Source organism: Flavobacterium lacisediminis, from assembly GCF_025909975.1.
Classification (GTDB): Bacteria; Bacteroidota; Bacteroidia; order Flavobacteriales; family Flavobacteriaceae; genus Flavobacterium; species Flavobacterium lacisediminis.
The window spans coordinates 118838-138025 of record NZ_JAPCIO010000002.1; the positions used below are offsets into that span (position 1 = coordinate 118838).

20 protein-coding genes and 1 pseudogene are annotated in these 19188 nt (G+C 33.0%); 5 read left to right on the plus strand and 16 right to left on the minus strand.

What is annotated here, in order from left to right:
* The first annotated feature begins 41 nt into the window (after positions 1–41).
* The 4 genes from OJ995_RS03110 (at position 42) to OJ995_RS03125 (ending at position 4009) form a co-directional block, all read left to right on the plus strand.
* Positions 42–233 (plus strand): hypothetical protein, encoded by a 192-nt coding sequence (locus OJ995_RS03110; protein WP_264368106.1) that lies wholly within the window; start codon positions 42–44, stop codon positions 231–233.
* Between the two features lie 27 nt (positions 234–260).
* Positions 261–1388 carry a DegT/DnrJ/EryC1/StrS family aminotransferase gene (locus OJ995_RS03115; protein WP_264368107.1) on the plus strand — a complete coding sequence of 376 codons (1128 nt, stop codon included), beginning with the start codon at positions 261–263 and terminating at the stop codon, positions 1386–1388.
* Between the two features lie 51 nt (positions 1389–1439).
* Positions 1440–2456, plus strand: coding sequence for a UDP-glucose 4-epimerase GalE (gene galE / locus OJ995_RS03120; protein WP_264368108.1), 1017 nt, complete (start codon positions 1440–1442; stop codon positions 2454–2456).
* Between the two features lie 89 nt (positions 2457–2545).
* Positions 2546–4009 carry a phage tail-like protein gene (locus OJ995_RS03125; protein ID WP_264368109.1) on the plus strand — a complete coding sequence of 488 codons (1464 nt, stop codon included), beginning with the start codon at positions 2546–2548 and terminating at the stop codon, positions 4007–4009.
* Positions 4010–4051: 42 nt separating this feature from the next.
* On the opposite strand, the gene OJ995_RS03130 is transcribed toward OJ995_RS03125, so the two are convergent.
* The 12 genes and pseudogenes from OJ995_RS03130 to OJ995_RS03185 form a co-directional block, all read right to left on the minus strand.
* On the minus strand, positions 4052–4306 hold the full coding sequence (locus tag OJ995_RS03130) for a hypothetical protein (RefSeq protein ID WP_242004809.1): 255 nt from the start codon (positions 4304–4306) through the stop codon (positions 4052–4054).
* 50 nt (positions 4307–4356) lie between these two features.
* A complete protein-coding gene (locus OJ995_RS03135) occupies positions 4357–5034 on the minus strand; it encodes a peptidoglycan DD-metalloendopeptidase family protein (protein WP_264368110.1) in 678 nt (225 codons plus the stop codon).
* Between the two features lie 82 nt (positions 5035–5116).
* Complete coding sequence (gene fabD / locus OJ995_RS03140) at positions 5117–5989, minus strand: ACP S-malonyltransferase (RefSeq protein ID WP_264368111.1); 873 nt, start codon at positions 5987–5989, stop codon at positions 5117–5119.
* 104 nt (positions 5990–6093) lie between these two features.
* On the minus strand, positions 6094–6897 hold the full coding sequence (locus OJ995_RS03145; RefSeq protein ID WP_264368112.1) for an energy transducer TonB: 804 nt from the start codon (positions 6895–6897) through the stop codon (positions 6094–6096).
* 32 nt (positions 6898–6929) lie between these two features.
* Positions 6930–7460: pseudogene (locus OJ995_RS03150) on the minus strand (NADPH-dependent FMN reductase).
* Positions 7453–7683, minus strand: a complete 231-nt coding sequence (locus tag OJ995_RS03155) for a (4Fe-4S)-binding protein (RefSeq protein WP_264368113.1) — start codon at positions 7681–7683, stop codon at positions 7453–7455. Before OJ995_RS03155 ends, OJ995_RS03150 begins: the two are co-directional and overlap by 8 nt.
* Positions 7684–7701: 18 nt before the next feature.
* Positions 7702–7986: a GNAT family N-acetyltransferase gene (locus OJ995_RS03160; protein WP_264368114.1), complete on the minus strand. Its 285-nt coding sequence runs from the start codon at positions 7984–7986 to the stop codon at positions 7702–7704.
* 8 nt (positions 7987–7994) lie between these two features.
* Positions 7995–8711, minus strand: coding sequence for a pirin family protein (locus OJ995_RS03165; RefSeq protein WP_264368115.1), 717 nt, complete (start codon positions 8709–8711; stop codon positions 7995–7997).
* Between the two features lie 78 nt (positions 8712–8789).
* Positions 8790–9365 (minus strand): Crp/Fnr family transcriptional regulator, encoded by a 576-nt coding sequence (locus tag OJ995_RS03170; protein ID WP_264368116.1) that lies wholly within the window; start codon positions 9363–9365, stop codon positions 8790–8792.
* 72 nt (positions 9366–9437) lie between these two features.
* Positions 9438–11309 carry a peptidase U32 family protein gene (locus OJ995_RS03175; RefSeq protein ID WP_264368117.1) on the minus strand — a complete coding sequence of 624 codons (1872 nt, stop codon included), beginning with the start codon at positions 11307–11309 and terminating at the stop codon, positions 9438–9440.
* Positions 11310–11478: 169 nt separating this feature from the next.
* Positions 11479–12663: a pyridoxal phosphate-dependent aminotransferase gene (locus OJ995_RS03180; protein ID WP_264368118.1), complete on the minus strand. Its 1185-nt coding sequence runs from the start codon at positions 12661–12663 to the stop codon at positions 11479–11481.
* Between the two features lie 59 nt (positions 12664–12722).
* On the minus strand, positions 12723–13817 hold the full coding sequence (locus tag OJ995_RS03185) for a fatty acid desaturase family protein (protein WP_264368119.1): 1095 nt from the start codon (positions 13815–13817) through the stop codon (positions 12723–12725).
* 108 nt (positions 13818–13925) lie between these two features.
* Here OJ995_RS03185 and rsmG point away from each other — a divergent pair, with 108 nt between their 5' ends.
* Positions 13926–14555, plus strand: coding sequence for a 16S rRNA (guanine(527)-N(7))-methyltransferase RsmG (gene rsmG / locus OJ995_RS03190; RefSeq protein WP_264368120.1), 630 nt, complete (start codon positions 13926–13928; stop codon positions 14553–14555).
* Positions 14556–14650: 95 nt separating this feature from the next.
* Here rsmG and pruA read toward each other — a convergent pair whose 3' ends face one another.
* From pruA to OJ995_RS03210, 4 genes are all read right to left on the minus strand, one after another.
* Positions 14651–16276: an L-glutamate gamma-semialdehyde dehydrogenase gene (gene pruA / locus OJ995_RS03195; RefSeq protein WP_264368121.1), complete on the minus strand. Its 1626-nt coding sequence runs from the start codon at positions 16274–16276 to the stop codon at positions 14651–14653.
* A 156-nt stretch (positions 16277–16432) separates the two neighbouring features.
* Positions 16433–16819 (minus strand): Co2+/Mg2+ efflux protein ApaG, encoded by a 387-nt coding sequence (gene apaG / locus OJ995_RS03200; RefSeq protein ID WP_264368122.1) that lies wholly within the window; start codon positions 16817–16819, stop codon positions 16433–16435.
* A gap of 3 nt (positions 16820–16822) precedes the next feature.
* Positions 16823–17878 (minus strand): DUF3667 domain-containing protein, encoded by a 1056-nt coding sequence (locus OJ995_RS03205; RefSeq protein ID WP_264368123.1) that lies wholly within the window; start codon positions 17876–17878, stop codon positions 16823–16825.
* 2 nt (positions 17879–17880) lie between these two features.
* A complete protein-coding gene (locus OJ995_RS03210) occupies positions 17881–19128 on the minus strand; it encodes a type IX secretion system plug protein (RefSeq protein WP_264368124.1) in 1248 nt (415 codons plus the stop codon).
* Between the last annotated feature and the right edge of the window lie 60 nt (positions 19129–19188).

Genomic DNA, 19188 nt, shown 5'->3' on the forward strand with positions numbered 1-19188 from the left:
AAGGTTATAAAAGTACAATTGTTTCATCAAATAAAAAAAATATGAAATTGATTTCGATGCGAATGGGAATTTTTGTGAGTGTATTTTTTATTGTAAATCTAGCGATAAAAAAATATTTGTTTGAAGAACAGATAGATAACAAAGCTATAATTTCGACTTTAGTAGGAACATTAATAGTTGGATTAGTCTATTATTTTTTAAACAGAAAAAAAACTACATCAAAAGATAATTAGTAATTTTGTAAACAGAAAATTTCAATCATGAGAAAATTACAAATGGTTGACTTAAAAAGTCAATACGAAAAAATAAAAGAAGAAGTAAATGCTTCTATTCAAGAGGTTTTAGATACGAATACATACATCAACGGACCTTTGGTTCACCAATTTCAGGCCGATTTAGAAAAATATTTGGGAGTTAAACACGTAATTCCATGTGCTAACGGAACTGATGCGTTGCAAATTGCTATGATGGGATTGGATTTGAAACCTGGTGATGAAGTAATTACTGCTGATTTTACTTTCGCAGCTACAGTGGAAGTAATTGCATTATTACAATTGACTCCAGTTTTAGTAGATGTTGATATGAACAATATGAACATTTCGCTTGACGGAATTCGTAAAGCAATTACACCAAAAACTAAAGCAATTGTTCCAGTTCATTTATTCGGTCGCGCTGCTAATATGGATGCGATTATGGAAATTGCTCGCGAACATAATTTATATGTTATTGAAGATAATGCTCAAGCAATTGGTGCTGATTACACTTCAAAAGATGGTTCTAAAAAGAAAGTTGGGACTATTGGACATGTGGCTGCAACATCGTTTTTCCCGTCTAAAAACTTAGGTTGTTATGGCGATGGTGGAGCAATTTTTACTAATGATGACGCTTTAGCACACAAAATCAGAGGAATCGTGAATCACGGAATGTATGAAAGATATCATCATGATGTAGTAGGTGTAAATTCTCGTTTAGATAGTATACAAGCTGGAGTTTTGAAAGCGAAATTACCACATTTAGATACTTATAACAAAGCACGTCAAGATGCTGCAAGAAAATATAGTTTGGCTTTAGGTGTGAATCCAAATATTTGGGCGCCAACAATTTGTGAATCTTGTGATTGTCATGTATTTCATCAATATGTAATCCGTATTTTAAACGGAAAACGTGATGGATTATTAGAACATTTACAAGCTAAAGGAATTCCTTGTGCGATTTATTATCCAATTCCATTACACAGTCAGAAAGCGTATGCAGATGCTCGTTATAACGAAGCTGATTTTCCAGTTACTAATCAATTGGTAAAAGAAGTAATCGCTTTACCAATGCACACGGAGTTAGATGACGAACAAATTAAATTTATTACAGATTTGGTTTTAGAATTTGTTTAATTCATATTTGAGAGACGCGATTTATCGCGTCTCTCAATTTAATAAAAAAGAATGAAAATACTGGTTACAGGCGGTTTAGGATTTATAGGTTCTCACACGGTTGTTGAATTACAAAATGAAGGTTTTGAAGTGATTGCTATTGATAATCTTTCTAATTCATCTATTGATGTTTTGGACGGAATTGAGCGAATTACAGGAAAAAAACCTTTGTTTGAAAACATCGATTTGCGAGATAAATCGGCTGTTCAAAGTTTTTTTTCTAAAAATCAAGATATTTCAGGTGTTATTCATTTTGCTGCTTCAAAAGCAGTAGGAGAAAGTGTTGAAAATCCGCTGTTGTATTACGAAAACAACATCAATTCTTTAGTTTATTTACTTCAAGAATTACAGAAAAAACCTGAAGCTCATTTTATTTTCAGTTCATCTTGTACGGTTTACGGTCAAGCTGAAAAAATGCCAATTACTGAAAATGCGCATATTCAATCTGCGATGTCACCTTACGGAAACACAAAGCAAATAGGTGAAGAAATTATTACAGATGTTGCTAAAGTAACCAATATCAATTCTATTTTATTGCGCTATTTTAATCCTATTGGAGCGCATCCTTCAGCTGAAATTGGCGAATTACCATTAGGTGTTCCTCAAAATTTAGTACCGTTTATTACACAAACTGCATTTGGAATTCGTGAAAAACTATCGGTTTTTGGTAGTGATTATCCTACACCAGATGGAACTGCTATTCGCGATTACATTCACGTAGTAGATTTAGCAAAAGCGCATGTAATTGCTTTGCAACGTTTGTTGAATAAACAAAACTTAGAAAAAGTAGAGACGTTTAATTTAGGAACAGGAACAGGAAGTTCAGTTTTAGAAGTAATTACTGCATTTGAAAAAGTTTCCAATCAAAAATTAAATTATCAAATTGTTGATAGAAGAGAAGGTGATATAGTTGAAGCCTTTGCAAACACAGACAAAGCAAATACTGTTCTAGGTTGGAAAGCACAATCTACTTTAGAGGAAGCTTTAACAAGTGCTTGGAAATGGGAGCAGAAAATCAGGAATAAATAAACATAAGTTAAAAAATCTAATTTTTTAATATTTAAGAAAACCAATCTTTTATTCTTTTCGTAACTGCAAGTAATTAAAACTTACAGATCATGAAAAAGACATTACTTTTAGTTTCAAGTTTCTTATTTACTTTAAACGTATTTTCTCAAGTAGGAATAGGTACAACGAATGTTCAAAACGGAGTTGAATTGCAAATAGAAAGCAATTCAAAAGGATTATTAATTCCAAGAGTTGCTCTTACGGCTACCAATGTTGTGGCGCCAGTTGGACCAGCACCTATTGCAACAGGAGTTCTAATTTTCAATACGGCAACTGCTGGAGCTGGAATAACTGCAGTTTCTCCCGGATTCTATTATTGGTCAGGAATAGAATGGGTTGCTTTGAAATCTAGTCCATTAGCAGCAAGCCAAGATTGGTCTTTAACAGGAAATGCGGGTACCAATCCAAGTACTAATTTTTTAGGAACTACCGACAATCAAAATTTCCAAATTAGAACAAACAATACCAATCGAGTTACGGTTGAAAATGACGGTCAAGTTATTTTAGGAACAAATACGACTCCAATTGCTAATACGTTAACAACCATTAATGCAGGCGCAGGACAAATAGGTCTTTTTGTAAATAGCAATAATTCACAACGAACTATTAGAGCTTTAAATGCTACAAATACACAATTTGTAATTGATGGTGGAAACCTAGATGCTAATGGAGGTAGAGGTGTAATTGGAATTAGTGCCAATTTAGCAGCAAACGCAACTTCAACCGTTATGGGAGTTTTAGGAGTTGGAGGAAGAACAACCTTTACAGAATTACCAGGTGAATCGGTAGGAGTTTCTGGTCAAGGAACTACGGGTTTACATATTAGAGGTGTAGGGAAAGGTGCTGGAGTAGATTATTTTTCAGCTTATTTTGAATATGATCAAGATGATAATTTAAGTACAAGTAACGGACCATTTGCTAGAATTGCAGGTAAAGATGTAAATTATTTCACCGGTTCTGCTGCGAGAAGAGATGTAACTTATGGAGGTTATTTTGATGCGAATACTTCTACTACTGATTATGTTTTTGTTGGTGCTAGAAATGATAACACGTCTTATAAAGTTTTAGGTGGCGGCTCTTTATCGACTATGGTTGTCGACAAGCAAGGAAACAATCGAATTCTTCATGCAACGGAAACACCAGAGATTTTATTTGAAGATTTTGGAACAGGAAAATTAGTTAATGGTGAAGCTTACATCAAAATTGATGAGTTAATGAGCGATCATATTTTTGTTGATGATAAACACCCAATGAAAGTTTTTATTCAATTAGAAGGCGATTGCAAAGGAGTTTACGTTACTGAAAAAACAAAAAATGGTTTTAAAGTAAAAGAATTACAAAACGGAAAATCGAATGTTTCTTTTTCTTGGAATATGGTAGCCAATAGAGCAGATGTACTTGAAAAAGATGGAACAATAGCTTCAAAACATGTTGACGTGAGGTTCCCGATTGGACCTAAAAAAATAAATCAGGAAAAATCGGTTGAAAAGAAATACGAAACAGAAATGAAGTAAAAAAGAAAATCCCAAGTAGAACGAAATACTTGGGATTTTTTATTACTCTTCAACAGATTCTTTTACTTTTTTAGCTCCTTTTTCAACTTGTTCAGCTCCTTTTGCAATAATTACTTTTGCTTTTTCACCTACTTTTGAAGAATCAATTGCTTTTTTAGCTTTTACTTTTGCCGAATCTGCGGCTTGTTTTAAATCAGCCCCAACAGCTTTAGAAGCTTCTTTTACTTTTTCTTTTGTTTCTTCTTTACAAGACAATAAGACAGCTACGAGTGCTATTCCTAAAAATATTTTTTTCATGATTGAATTTGTTTTATGAAAATAAAGTTACAAAATTAATGCCAATTCTATCAAATAATTTTTAATAGTAAATTAGGGTCTGGACAATTTGATTTGTAAAACGAAAGTGTTTTTTCATTACAAACTCCAGGATAATCTCCAGTTTTTTCTTCCATATCGATAATGATTTGAAAATGCAAATGAGGAGCATAGTCGCCATTAATTGGTGGCAAACCTAAAGTAGCTATTTGTTCTCCTTTTTTTACAATATCACCCGCTTTTTTACCAATTAAACTCGCTTCGCTCAAGTGACCATAAAGTGTATGGAATTTAATTCCTTCTATTTCATGAGATAGAATAATGGTTGGGCCATAATCACCTAAAGCGGTATTGTTTTGAAAACTATGAACAGTGCCATCTAAAGCAGTATGAATTGGAGCGGATTCGTTAATCCACAAATCTAAACCAATATGAATATTACGTTCATCTGAATTGGTGTTTTTAAAAACAGTGCTTCTTTGATATAAATTTCGGGTTTCAATATAACCGCCAAAAGCAATTTTTCCTTGATTTTTATCTAAATGGTTTTGTATGAAAATTTCATAATCTTGAGCTGTTTCTAATTTGTGATGCTTTAATTCTGAATTCGTTATTGATAAATTCAAAGGAACATATTCAGAATAATCAATTTCAGGAGCAATAACTTTAGCGGCTTCAATTGATTTAAAAATTGCAATTATATTTTCCATGTTTTTCTTTTTCCCAAAAATAAAAATTCCTCACGAATAAAACTTCATGAGGAATTCAATTTTAAAAGTATCTTATTAATTTTTAAGCTGAAATCGTTTCAACCTCTTTATCAATTTTATTTACTAATCCTACCAATACTTTTCCTGGACCAACTTCTGTGAAACTCGTTGCGCCATCAGCAATCATTTGTTGTACCGATTGTGTCCATTTTACTGGAGCAGTTAGTTGGATGATTAAATTTTTCTTGATTTCATTAGCATCAGAAACCGCACTAGCAGTCACATTTTGGTAGACTGGACAAATTGGAGTTGAAAAAGTAGTAGCTTCAATCGCTGCCGCTAGTTCTTCTCTTGCAGGTTCCATCATTGGTGAGTGAAATGCGCCACCAACAGGTAAAATCAAAGCACGTTTTGCTCCAGCTTCTTTCATTTTTTCGCAAGCTAATTCCACCGCTTTGTATTCACCAGAAATCACCAATTGTCCCGGACAGTTGTAATTTGCAGCTACAACAACACCATCAATCGATGCGCAAATATCTTCTACAATTTTATCATCTAAGTTCAAAACCGCAGCCATTGTTGAAGGTGTAATTTCGCAAGCTTTTTGCATAGCAATTGCTCTTTGTGAAACTAATTTTAATCCGTCTTCAAACGATAAAGCACCATTGGCTACTAATGCAGAAAATTCACCTAATGAATGTCCGGCAACCATTTCAGGTTTAAAGTTATCTAACGTTTTTGCTAAAATTACTGAATGTAAAAATACCGCTGGTTGCGTTACTTTCGTTTCTTTTAATTCCTCTGCTGTTCCTTCGAACATGATATCGGTGATTCTAAAACCTAATATTTCATTAGCTTTTTCGAATAATGCTGCCGCTACTGCTGAATTTTCATATAAATCTTTTCCCATTCCTGAGAATTGAGCACCTTGACCTGGAAATACGTATGCTTTCATAAATTTTGTTTCAAGTTTAAAGTTTCAAGTTTTTCTTGAAAGGCAAAAATAACATTTTTATTACAATTCAATTGAATTTACAATTTTCAATGATTGATTTTTAATTATTGTAATTTAAAATTTATTGGTTGAGAGTATTTTACTCTTACGGGTTTACCATTCAAATATCCCGGAAATGCCATTGAAGGTAAAAGAGAAATAACACGATAAGCCTCTTTTTCTAAAATTTCTTTTCCTTTAGTTTTTAAAATTTCAATTTCTGTAATATTTCCTTTTTCATCTATTACAAAAAGAGTTTGAATTCTACCTTGTATTCCATGATCTAAAGCTTCTTCTGGGTACTGTTGGTTGTTTCGTATGTGATCAGCCATTTTTTCCCTAAAACAATCCAATAAATTTTTTGCATTTTCACAGCCAGGAAAAACAGGTAACGTTTCTAATGTATCAAAGAAATATTCTTTAACAACAAATTCGAAAGGAATCATTTTATTTTGAGAAATAGTAAATCGACCGTCAAATTCTATTGAATAAGGTACGTTTTCTTCATTTTCATTTTTAGCAGGCGTAAAACGAGGAATGGTATTTACAACCATTTTCATATAATTGTCAAAAGCAATTATACCGGTATTAATTTTTGTTGAATCAGGATTTAATAACCCAAATTTATCTACAGTATATTTAATTTTAAATTCTATACTATCGTTTTCCTTTAATTTCATTCTCTTCAAAAAAATCGAATCTACTTTTGAACTAATATGCAAAAGTGAATTACTGATGATTTCCTTTTTTGTTAAATCCGTAATTTTGTTTGTTTTACATCCAAAATATGTTGGAACTGAATTAGGATTGGTTTGTGCTAAAATTCCGAACGAAAAGGTGAAGAATAGTATAAGATATAAGGGTTTCATTAAATTGAATTTCCGCAAAAATACTATTTTTATTATAATTCAATCGTATTTACAATTTTCAATAATTGATTTTTTAATTCTTCGTTTGTGATTCCTTTTTCAGTATCAAAATTATCATTAAAACTAGGTAATGAAAAACTACCTTTAACAATTCCACCTTGAAATGGGAAACGTTTTGTGGCAATATCTAAAACTGAACTTCCACCACGAGCACCAGGAGAAGTTGCTAATAACAACATTGGTTTTTCTTGAAAGGTTTTGGCGTTAATACGCGAAGTCCAATCTAAAATGTTTTTAAATGCTGACGAAAAATTTCCATTATGTTCAGCAAAGGAAATTATTATTAAATCAGCACTTCCAATCTTCATATAAAAATCGTGTGCTAAAGGATGAATGCCATTTTCTTTCTCTTTATCCACTGAAAAAACGGGCATTTCAAAATCGTTTAAATCTAAAATTTCAACCGTAACATTTTGAAATTGATTTGCAGTATAAGTAGCTAATTGTTTATTAATGGAAGACTTGCTTGATTAAGCTCCAAAAGCGATAATTTTTTTAGTCATTTTTGTTTAGATAGTATGTTAATGCTCCCGAAGGACATTTGTTTACGGTTTCAATAATTTTTTCTGTTGTTGAATTATCAGGTGTAATCCATGGTTGCTCTTTTGGTTTAAAAACATCAGGATTGTTCTTAACACAATTAGCAGAATGGCTGCACTTTCCAGATTGCCACACAATGGTTACTTCGCCATTTGTATATTCTTTTTTAATGTCTTTTGGATCCATGATTATTTCGTTTTAAATTTATAATACGTCTCTAAATTCGGGAGTTTTGTCAAAAACACTTTTAGCAAAAGGACAAAGCGGAATAATTTTGATGCCTTTTTCTCGAGCAAATTCCACCGCTTTGGTTACCATTTTTTTACCAAACCCTTTTCCTTCATTTCCAGGATTAACTTCGGTATGGTCGATAATGATTTTATCTTCGCCAGCAAAAACAAAAGTCATTAAAGACTCTTGTTTTTCATTTACTTCAATATAAAAAGCTCCGTTTTTATCATTGATTTTTAGTTGTACTTCGTCGTTCATAGCTGTAATTATTGTTCCATTGGAATTTCCATCACTAAAAACTTCGCAGCTGTATTCGCCTTGATTTCAATTTCATTGGTTGCCCAAATTCCAATGGCGTCTCTTCTTTCTAATTTTTCGCCATTTACTTCGATTTCACCTTCAATATTCATAATGTAGAAACCGTTTCCTTCTTTTTTTAAACTTAATTTTTTTGAAAAGTCCTTGTCAAAATCACTCAAATAAAACCAAGCATCTTGATGAATCCAAACTCCTTCATCGTCTGCATTTGGTGATAAGATTTGCGCAAAGTCATTTTTTTGTAACGATTGGTCTAGCGTAATTTGTTGGTAACGTGGTTCTACATTTCTGTATTTTGGAAATAACCAAATTTGAAATAATTTTGTGTGTTGGTCATGATTTGGATTGAATTCGCTGTGTTGAATTCCAGTTCCAGCACTCATAACTTGTACATCGCCAGTTTTGATGGTTGCGGCATTTCCCATGCTGTCTTTATGAGCCAAATCGCCTTCCAATGGAATGGTTATAATTTCCATGTTGTCATGCGGATGTGTTCCAAAACCCATTCCGGCAGCAACAGTATCGTCGTTTAAAACGCGCAACATCCCAAACTGAATTCTTTCAGGATTGTACCAATTAGCAAAACTAAAACTATGGTAAGCGTTTAACCAACCATGATCTGCATGTCCTCTTGAATCTGCTTTGTGTAAAACTGTATTTTTCATAATGTATAAATTTAGTAATTATTATGATACAAATTTACACCGATGAATAGGGAAGGGCACTTAACCTAGATTAAGAAATTATTTTTTCAATAATCTCGCTTTCATTTTACTGAAAAACTCGGGCGTAACGCCAATGTAAGAAGCGATATGTTTTTGAGGAACTTTCTGAATCAAAGTAGGATATTTAGAACAAAATTTTTCAAAACGTTCTTCGGCAGTTAAACTTAAATTATCCATTAAGCGTTCTTGATGAGAAACTAAGGAGTTTTCGGCTAAAATTCTGAAAAAGCGTTCTAATTTTGGAATTTCTTGATAAAGTTGTTGTTGGTTTTCTTTGGTAATAATGACTACTTCGGCATCTTCTAAAACTTCTAAAAATAGATTACCAGGTTTTCCAGAAATGTAGCTGTACATGTCGCCAATCCACCAACCTTCGCAAGCAAAATGCAATACGTGTTCGATAATGTTATCATTAATATTGAAACTTCTCAAAATACCAGAATTCACAAAATAAGTGCAAGTAGCTACTTCGCCAGCACTTAATAAAATGGTTTTGGCTTTGAATGGTTTAGTTTCGGTTTTAGACAAAAATAGTTCTTGCTCTTGTGGAGTTAAAGCAACATGTTTGGCGATATTTTCTAGAATCGATTGCATTACTCCAAAAATACGATTTAATTTTGGTATTCCAGATAAGAAAAACCGATGCGGTTAACATCGGTTTCTATATTAATGAAAGTGATCTTCTTCAATTTCGAATTCGGCATCTTTTTCCCAAATTTCCATTTCACAAGGTTTGCAATTGAATTTTAGTTTGTATTCCAATTCGCCTTGTTTTAAAACTAAAGGTTCTTTTAGCTTTTTGTCCATGTTTTCTCTGTGGTATTTTGGACAACGTTCTAATTCGTATTTGATGCAATATTTAGTCGTCATTACACGAGATTTTCCAGGATCCCATTGCAATTCGAATGCTTTTTCGATTTCGGTTACACCATGACGTTCGTAAAATTTACGAGCGGTTTTGTTGGCAACATTGTACATGAAATCCAGTTTAGTTTCTGGATAAGGATGCGATGTTTTAACGATTTGATGTTCATGACGAACATAATTTTTCAAACGAATTTCTGATAATTGTTCGTAAACCGTTCTTCGCATTTCATTGATTTTTGAAATAGGAAGAAACCAATTTCCAGAAAATTCAATCGTAATTTCATCAGCAGTATAAGGCGTAAAACCAGTTTTTGCTAAGTTGATTTTGAAATTTTCTGCTAAAGATTCGTTGTTTTTTGTTTGTTCTTTTGGGTGAGCCAAATTTACAACGCTTACATTTCCATCTTCGTCAGTTGCGATTAATTCAAAACCAGTTTCGTTTTCTTTTAATACTAAAGTTGTACTGATTTTTCTAACTGCACTATCTTCTCTTTCTACTAACTTAATGAAAGCGGCATCGTTATTTCTATATATGAAAGTACCTTCTTTAATTTCTTTTAATACGTTTGGATATACGATTCCGTTTTCAGCACGGTTAACGTAAATTCCTTCGGCTTCGTTGTTTTCGTTGATGAAACACAATCCGTCGCCATTATTTAATAATTCGCCATTTTCAATTACGTATGAATTTCCAATGGTTTTAATCAGTTTGCCAATATATTGCCCTTTCGATTTTGGGCTTTCCCAAGAACCGATAGATTGATGTCTTTCGTTTACAAAATAGTCGGTATAACCACGATTGAACGTTCTATCTAATGATGAATCGAATAAATAAGTACATTTTCCAGAAGAAGCTTTGGTGTATTTATCGCTATTTTCGTTTAAGAAAGTATCTAATTTCTGACGTAAATATGAAACGTTATTTTTTACATAAACGATATCTTTTAAACGACCTTCAATTTTGAACGAAACAATTCCAGCTTCAACTAAATTCGGAATTTGATTCGAAACATCAAAATCTTTAATCGAAAGTAAGTGACTATTTTTGATTAGAGTGTCGCCATTTCCATCAATTAAATTATAAGGTAAGCGACAGTTTTGCGCACAAGAACCACGGTTTGCTGAACGTTCGCCATTGGCAACACTCATATAGCAATTTCCGCTAAACGAAACACACAAAGCACCCGTAACGAAGAATTCTAATTCTACATCAGAGGCTTCGCTGATTTCTTTGATTTGGTGTAAGTTCAATTCACGCGCTAAAACCACACGTTTGATTCCTGCATCCGCTAAGAATTTAATTTTATCGGCATCACGATTATTGGTTTGCGTACTGGCATGCAATACGATAGGAGGTAACTCCATTTCCATAATCGCCATATCTTGAATGATTAAAGCATCTACTCCAATATCATACAATTTCCAAATCAATTGACGACAAGGTTCTAATTCGTTATCATATAAAATGGTATTGATAACCACAAAAACCTGAGCGTTATATAAATGTGCGTATTTAACCAACTCGGCAATATCTTCCACAGAATTGGTGGCGTTTGAACGAGCGCCGTATAAAGGAGCACCAATATAAACCGCATCGGCACCACTATTTATGGCAGCAATTCCTTGTGTTAGATTTTTTGCAGGAGCTAAAATTTCAATCTTCTTCTTCATTTGTAAAGCTTTAATTATTCGGGATTTGCCGAAAAAAAGTGTGCAAAGTTCATATAAAAAATCCAAGATTTCTAATTCGAGTTAGCTTTTTTTGAATTTGGAGCATAAAAAAGCACGAATTAATCTAATTTAATAAATGAATTCGTGCTAATATGTATTTGTATATGGTTTAAGAAACCGCTTCTTTAATTCTTCTCATTGCTTCTGTTAATAAAGCTTCGCTGGTTGCATAAGAGAAACGAATACAATTTGGATTTCCAAAAGCATCCCCAGTTACCGTTGCAACGTTTGCTTCTGCTAATAAGAACATTGAGAAATCAGTTGCGTTTTTGATTTCAGTTCCTTTTACAGTTTTACCAAAATAATATGATACATCAGGAAAAACATAAAACGCTCCTTCTGGAACATTCAATTTGAATCCCGGAATTTGGTTTACTAATCCAACCACTAAATCTCTACGGCTTTTGAAAGCAGAAACCATTTCGTTTAATACGCTTGGATCAGCTTCAACAGCAGTAATAGTAGCTCTTTGTGCTATAGAGTTCGCTCCCGAAGTAACTTGACCTTGAATTTTTGTACACGCTTTCGCGATAAATTCTGGAGCTCCAATATATCCAATTCTCCAACCTGTCATAGCGAATGCCTTCGCAACTCCATTAACAGTTATCGTTCTTTCTAACATTCCAGGGATAGAACCAATACTACAAAATGTTCCTGAAAAGTTAATATGTTCGTAGATTTCATCAGAAACTACATATACGTGTGGATGTTTTTCTAAAACTTTAGCTAAAGCAGTTAATTCTTCACGATTATAAACCGAACCACTTGGGTTACAAGGTGAACTGAACCACATCATTTTTGTTTTTGGTGTGATTGCTGCTTCTAATTGTTCTGGTGTGATTTTGAAATCGCTTTCAACAGAAGTAGGAACTTCAACTGGAACTCCACCAGAAAGTTTGATAATTTCGAAATATGAAACCCAATATGGAGCTGGAAGAATTACTTCGTCACCATCGTTTAACATTACTTGTGCAATGTTGTATAATGATTGTTTTGCTCCAGTTGAAACTACAATTTGTGATGGTTTGTAGTCTAAATTATTATCTCTTTTGAATTTTTTGCAAATCGCTTCTTTCAATTCTAAGTAACCTTCTACTGGAGTATAAGTACTGTAGTTTTCGTCGATAGCTTTTTTTGCAGCTTCTTTAATGAAGTCAGGAGTGTTGAAATCTGGTTCTCCTAAACTAAGGCTGATAATGTCTTTTCCTTGTGCTTTTAATTCTCTTGCCAAAGCTGCCATTGCTAATGTTTGTGAAACAGCTAAGTTGTTGATTCTGTCCGATAACGGGTTCATTGTGTGTTAGTTATTATAGTTAATACAAAAGACGCGATTCCTCGCGTCTCTTACTTTATTTATGCTAATTGTGGTTTTCTTCCTAGTTCTCTCAAGTGTTTAAAGTGAGAGGCGATGGCCGATCGAGTCGTTCTGAACTCGTGATAAGGTAAGTTGCATTCAGCTGCCGTTTGTTTTACAATTTCAGCAATTTTGTTGTAATGCACATGGCTGATGTTTGGAAAAATATGATGTTCAATTTGGTGATTTAATCCGCCAGTATAATAATTTACAATCCAATTTTTTGGAGCAAAGTTTGCCGTTGTAAACAATTGGTGGATAGCCCAAGTGTTTTCAATTTCTCCATTTTCATCTGGTAACGGATTCACGGTGTCTTCTACTACGTGAGCTAATTGGAATACTACACTTAAGATTAATCCAGCGGTGTAATGCATTACAACAAAACCTAATAAAACTTTCCACCAAGTAATTCCTAAAACCATTGGTAATACTAACCAAACTGAAAAGTAAATCGTTTTAGTAATAATTAGAGTTGTCCATTGAAAAGCAGGACTTTTTGCTTCTCCATAGGATAATTTTCTTTTTAAGTAACGTTTCATTTGAAGAAAATCAGTTGTGATAGCCCAGTTGAACGTTAATAATCCATATAAGAAAACTGAATAATAATGTTGAAATCTATGGTGACTGTACCATTTAGCCGTTTTTGAAAAACGTAAAATTCTTCCCGCTTCTAAATCTTCATCGTGACCAATGATGTTGGTATACGTGTGGTGTAAAACATTGTGTTGAACTTGCCAGTTGTAAACATTTCCGGCTAAGATATAGATACTTCCACCCATTAATTTGTTTACCCAAGATTTGTTTGAATAAGCACCGTGATTACCATCGTGCATTACATTCATTCCTACTCCAGCCATTCCAATTCCAATGACTACGTTTAGCAATAAATATACCCAAAACGGCATATCCATTGCAAGTAAAAAGAAGTATGGTGTTAGGAAAAGACCAAACATCACAATGGTTTTCAAGTGAAGTTTCCAGTTTCCTGTTTTGTCAATTTTATTTTCTTTAAAATAATCGTTTACTCTTTTATTTAATGTTCTGAAAAATTTCAGATTATCTTCTTTTGAGAAAATCGGGGTTGTCGTACTCATAAATATTCTATTCAAATTTCGTCAAAGATAATTATTATAATTTTTTCATTTATGATATTCGTCATTTTTTATTCACCAAAAAGCGTATTTTTGTGCAAAATTTAACTAATGGAAGAGATTTTAAAGCAATTTCCTGATTTATCTGATAATCAAATACTTCAGTTTCAAAAATTGCAATCGTTATATGAGGATTGGAATGCGAAAATTAATGTGATTTCAAGAAAAGATATCGACGAATTATACACGCGTCACGTTTTGCATTCGTTAGGAATTGCAAAAATTATCGAATTCCGTCCAGGTTCCAAAATTATGGATGTTGGAACAGGTGGTGGTTTCCCTGGAATTCCATTAGCAATTTTACATCCAGAAGTTGATTTTTACTTGATTGATGTTATTGCGAAAAAAATCAAAGTAGTAAATGAAGTTGCTACTGGTTTAGGCTTAAAAAACGTTAAAGCCGAACAAAAGCGTGCCGAGTTAGTAAAACAAGAATTCGATTTCATTGTAAGTCGTGCTGTGACCAACATGCCTGATTTTGTGAGTTGGGTAGACGATAAAGTTTCGAAAAAGCAAAACCACGAATTAGCCAACGGAATTTTATATTTAAAAGGCGGTGATTTAACCGAAGAATTAAAGGATTTCCCAAAATCTACGCAATATAATTTATCCGATTTCTTTACTGATGAGTTTTTTGAAACTAAGAAAGTGGTGCATTTGCCGTTGAAGTATAAGAAATAAGTGATTAGTGAAAAGTAACTAGTGATTAGCTATAAAAAACAAAACCCGATTCTCAATTGAAAATCGGGTTTCTTATTTCTACTTCGTATTTCGGATTATCCTAAGAAAGGATATTTATAATCTTCTGGTGTTACAAATGTTTCTTTGATAGTTCTAACAGAAGCCCAACGCAATAAGTTTTGAGATGAACCTGCTTTATCGTTAGTTCCAGAACCTCTTGCGCCTCCAAATGGTTGCATTCCTACAACAGCACCTGTTGGTTTGTCGTTGATGTAGAAGTTTCCTGCTGCATTTTGTAAGGCAACGGTTGCTTCTTCCACTGCATAACGACATTGGCTAAATACCGCACCAGTTAAAGCGTATTCAGAAGTTTCGTCTACTAATTTCAATGTTTCAGACCATTTTGCGTCTTCGTAAATATAAATCGTAACTACTGGTCCGAATAATTCGGTACACATCGTGTTGTATTTTGGATTTGTGGTTAAGATAACTGTTGGTTCAATGAAATAACCTTTCGATTTATCATAATTTCCACCCATGATTATTTCCGCATCACTATCGTTTTTAGCTTGGTCTATGTAACGCGCTAATTTGTCAAATGAAGCTTCTGAAATTACAGCTGTAATGAAATTACTCATATCTTCTGGCGAACCCATTTTCATCGATTTCAAATCCGCTTCTAATTTCGCTTGAACTGCTGGCCATAAACTTTGTGGTACATAAACACGAGATGCAGCACTACATTTTTGCCCTTGGAATTCAAAAGCGCCACGAGCAATTCCTACTGCAACTTGCGCTGGATTTGCTGATGGATGAGCAATGATGAAATCTTTTCCACCTGTTTCACCAACAATTCTTGGATACGTTTTGTAAGTAGCGATATTGTTTCCGATAGTTTTCCAAATATCATTGAAAACGCCAGTCGAACCTGTAAAGTGAACTCCAGCTAAATGTGGACTTGATAAAACTACGTCAGAAACCATTCCAGAATCACCCATTACCATATTGATAACACCATCTGGTAAACCTGCTTCTTTGAAAACTTGCATAATTACATTTGCCGAATATACTTGAGTTGCAGCTGGTTTCCAAACTACAACATTCCCCATTAACGCAGCACTTGAAGGTAAGTTTCCAGCAATGGCAGTAAAGTTAAAAGGAGTAATTGCATATACAAATCCTTCTAATGGTCTGTATTCAACTCGGTTCCACATGTCTGATGTAGAGGTTGGTTGGTCTGCATATATTTTAGTCATGAATTCTACGTTGTAACGTAAGAAGTCAATCAACTCACAAGCCGAATCAATTTCTGCTTGGTGAATCGTTTTTGATTGTGCAATCATAGTCGCTGCATTGATTTTAGCACGGTATGGACCTGCTAATAATTCAGCTGCTTTTAAGAAAATTCCAGCTCTGTTTTCCCACGCCATAGCTGCCCATTTTTTGCGAGCTTCTAATGCTTCGGTAATTGCTTTTTCAACTAAAGCTCTATCTGCTTGATGATAAACACCTACAATATGTTGGTGATCATGTGGTGCCGACATTTTTTTGGTATCGCCAGTTTTAATTTCTTTGCTACCAATATATAAAGGAACTTCTACTTGAGAATTCCACATTTTTGTATAAGTTGCTGCAACGGCTGCTCTTTCAGGAGAACCTGGTGCGTACGATTTTACGGGTTCGTTAACCGCTTTTGGGACATTAAAAAATCCTTTTAACATGGTGTTGAATTTTAGCTTCGCTCAGTTTGGACAAAGTCCTTGAGTGAAAATTAGACAATTTTGTGTGTTGATTTACTGGTTTTTCGTAAACGAATACAAAAATACAAAGTATATTTTGAATAATCGATAACAAAAGTTACTTAGCTGAAGTGAAAGTTAATTAATAGCAAAAGGAGCGCTTAACTTGAAAGTAGGTATAATTACTCTAAAGCTTCTAGTTGAGGTAAAGTTCACCATGTTGAAATATCCTTTCATAGCGCCAATAGGAGAAGAAAGCAAGCATCCAGAAGAATACGTATAACTTTCTCCAGGCTTGATAACTGGTTTTTTGCCAATTACACCTTCGCCATCTACTACTTCAACATTGTTTAATGCATCGTAAATTTCCCAATGACGTGTGGTTAATTGTACCGAATCTTTACTTTGGTTTTCAATAGTAACATGATAAGTAAAGGCAAAATGAATTTTATAGTTCTTGAAGTAAGTTCCTTCAAAACTAGTTAATACTGAAATTTTTATGCCTCTTGTAATTTGACTTACCATATATTAAAATAAGATTATCGACACCGCCATTAATACGAAAACAGCTAATAATGAAATAGGTATGAATAATATGTTCAAAAGTAGGAATTTAAAAATTGTTTTCCAACGGCTATTTTGATAAAAATTTCTTAAAGATTTATATAGGTAAATTGGGAACAAAATAAAGAAGCTTGTCCCAACTAAAAACAGTGAAAAATCTTCTGAGAAAAAGCTAATTATTTCAAATATAATTAAACAGATAAACATAAAGGAATAAAAACTATAAGAAAATACTAAATGATCTGTATAGTTGAATTTTTTATCATAAAAGGCAATCCAAAAAATAATAGCAATAAATGGAATAGATAGAAAAATCAGGAAAGGTAATTTGCCTAAAATATAATCTCCAACTTCTCTAAGAACATCATTTGATTTTAAATTTTGAGATTTTTCATAGATGTAACGATTGATTTTGTTGTTTTCATAGCCCAATTTTTTCAATGCTACCTCAGGGTTTTCTTGTGGGTTTTTTAGATTGTAGTTTCTAAATGTGGTAATACGAAGTGTTAGATGTCCTAAGTTTTCAGGGTTATTAAATTCGTTTGCTTTGTAGATTGAATCTCTATGGAATTCTTTGCCAGTTTTTTTATCAACTTCAATTACGCCAGTATCATAGATTTTATTGTAATCTGTTTTTGTGCTATCGTTTTTAGTTAATTCTGTTTCAGGTTTTTCTTTGGAACTATTATTATTGAATCTTGTTCCAATATCCATAACTATAAAAAGGATTATAGAAATACTTAAAAATAATCGGAAAGGATTCGCATGATGATGTCTTTTTCCTTCCGAAAATTCTCTGGCAGCTATTCCTGGATGTGTAAAAAGTGTAATAAATGTATTTCGTAACCTTGAATCGTAAGCGTAAAAATTAGCAAAAAACTCTTCGATAAAATCTTTAATGGTAAGTTTTTTTGTTGAATTTAACTGACCGCAAGCATGACAATATTTTTCACTAACATCTAAAGGTGTTTCGCAGTTAATGCATTGCGTTCCTCTGTATTTTATATCTTTTCTACTCATTATTAATTACGGATAACTTCGCTATTCGTGTTTGCAATTCCAATTACTCTATCGTATCTGTCGTTATTTCCTCTATAATATACAATTGCTGTATAGTTGTTTTCTGTCTGAAAGAAATTACCATCAATTGCATTTTCATAATCTACGTTACCTAATTTATCAATGATTACGTATTGATAGTTAGTAAATCCTTGTTTTAATAAAATTGCTTTTTCGTACAATCCTGAAATTTTATTAAATTCCATTTTAAATTCATCATTCAAGGTGTAGTTGTTAAACATACCTACTATATAGATGTTTTTGTCTATTAGGTTTAAAGTGCTTAAAGAAAAATAAACCCATGAATAATCAGCTTCTATTTGTGAATTAGTAGTATTCGCATTCTGAATAAAAAAGTTGCCATTAATATCAGGGAAATAGGTGTAAGGTTGGTTTTTTCTTGGAGTGTTTACGTACAAATGAGTGTTATAAATATTATCGCCTGAAGAAACTTTTGCGACTGTATTGTTTGTAGCTCTTATGATTTTATTGTCTATGCTATAACATTCGTTTCCGCCCCAAAATTGTGTTTCCTTGTTATATCTGTAAATTAATTCTGATCCAAGTGTATATTGAGGTTTAAGATTGGAAATACTAGTTTTCCAATTGCCATTTTGAAAGAGGGTGACTTTAACGTTTTGAATGGGATTTTGTAGAACTCTATCACCATAATTTATTGACATTTCAATATTTTGTTTTTGGTTTAGGCTATCAAAATCTCTAGTTCTTCTCACGGAGACTCCAACTGCTACTTGTTCTTCGTAGATTATAATTCTGCGAGAAAAAACAATTTCACTTTCGTCATTTAAAACCGTAATGATGTAATTGCCACTTTTAGTTATCTGATTGAATCTATTAGGGAAAACTTGTTTGTAATGAGAATATAATTGTAAAGTATTGAATGAATTTTCATATGTAATAATTCGCTGGTTATCCATTCCGTTTAAATATTCTACTTTCCCTAAATCAGATGGTGCAGACCAATCGTAATTGTATTGCGTAATGGTATAGTAATAATCTGCTTCGTCTCCATATAAATCATCAAAGCTCAACTCAAAAGTTTCTCCAAGTTTAAAGAACGGAATAACATTGTTACCATTAATTCTAAACGAAATGGTTTTTATATTGAATGGAGGTTCTTGTTCTATTCCAGATTGAGAAAAAACAACATGGCAAAAGAAGAAACTGATTATGAAGATTAATTTATTCATTTTTAAGTATTATGATGTAAAAATAGCAAAACTTTGAAAACAAATACTATTCTATTAAAT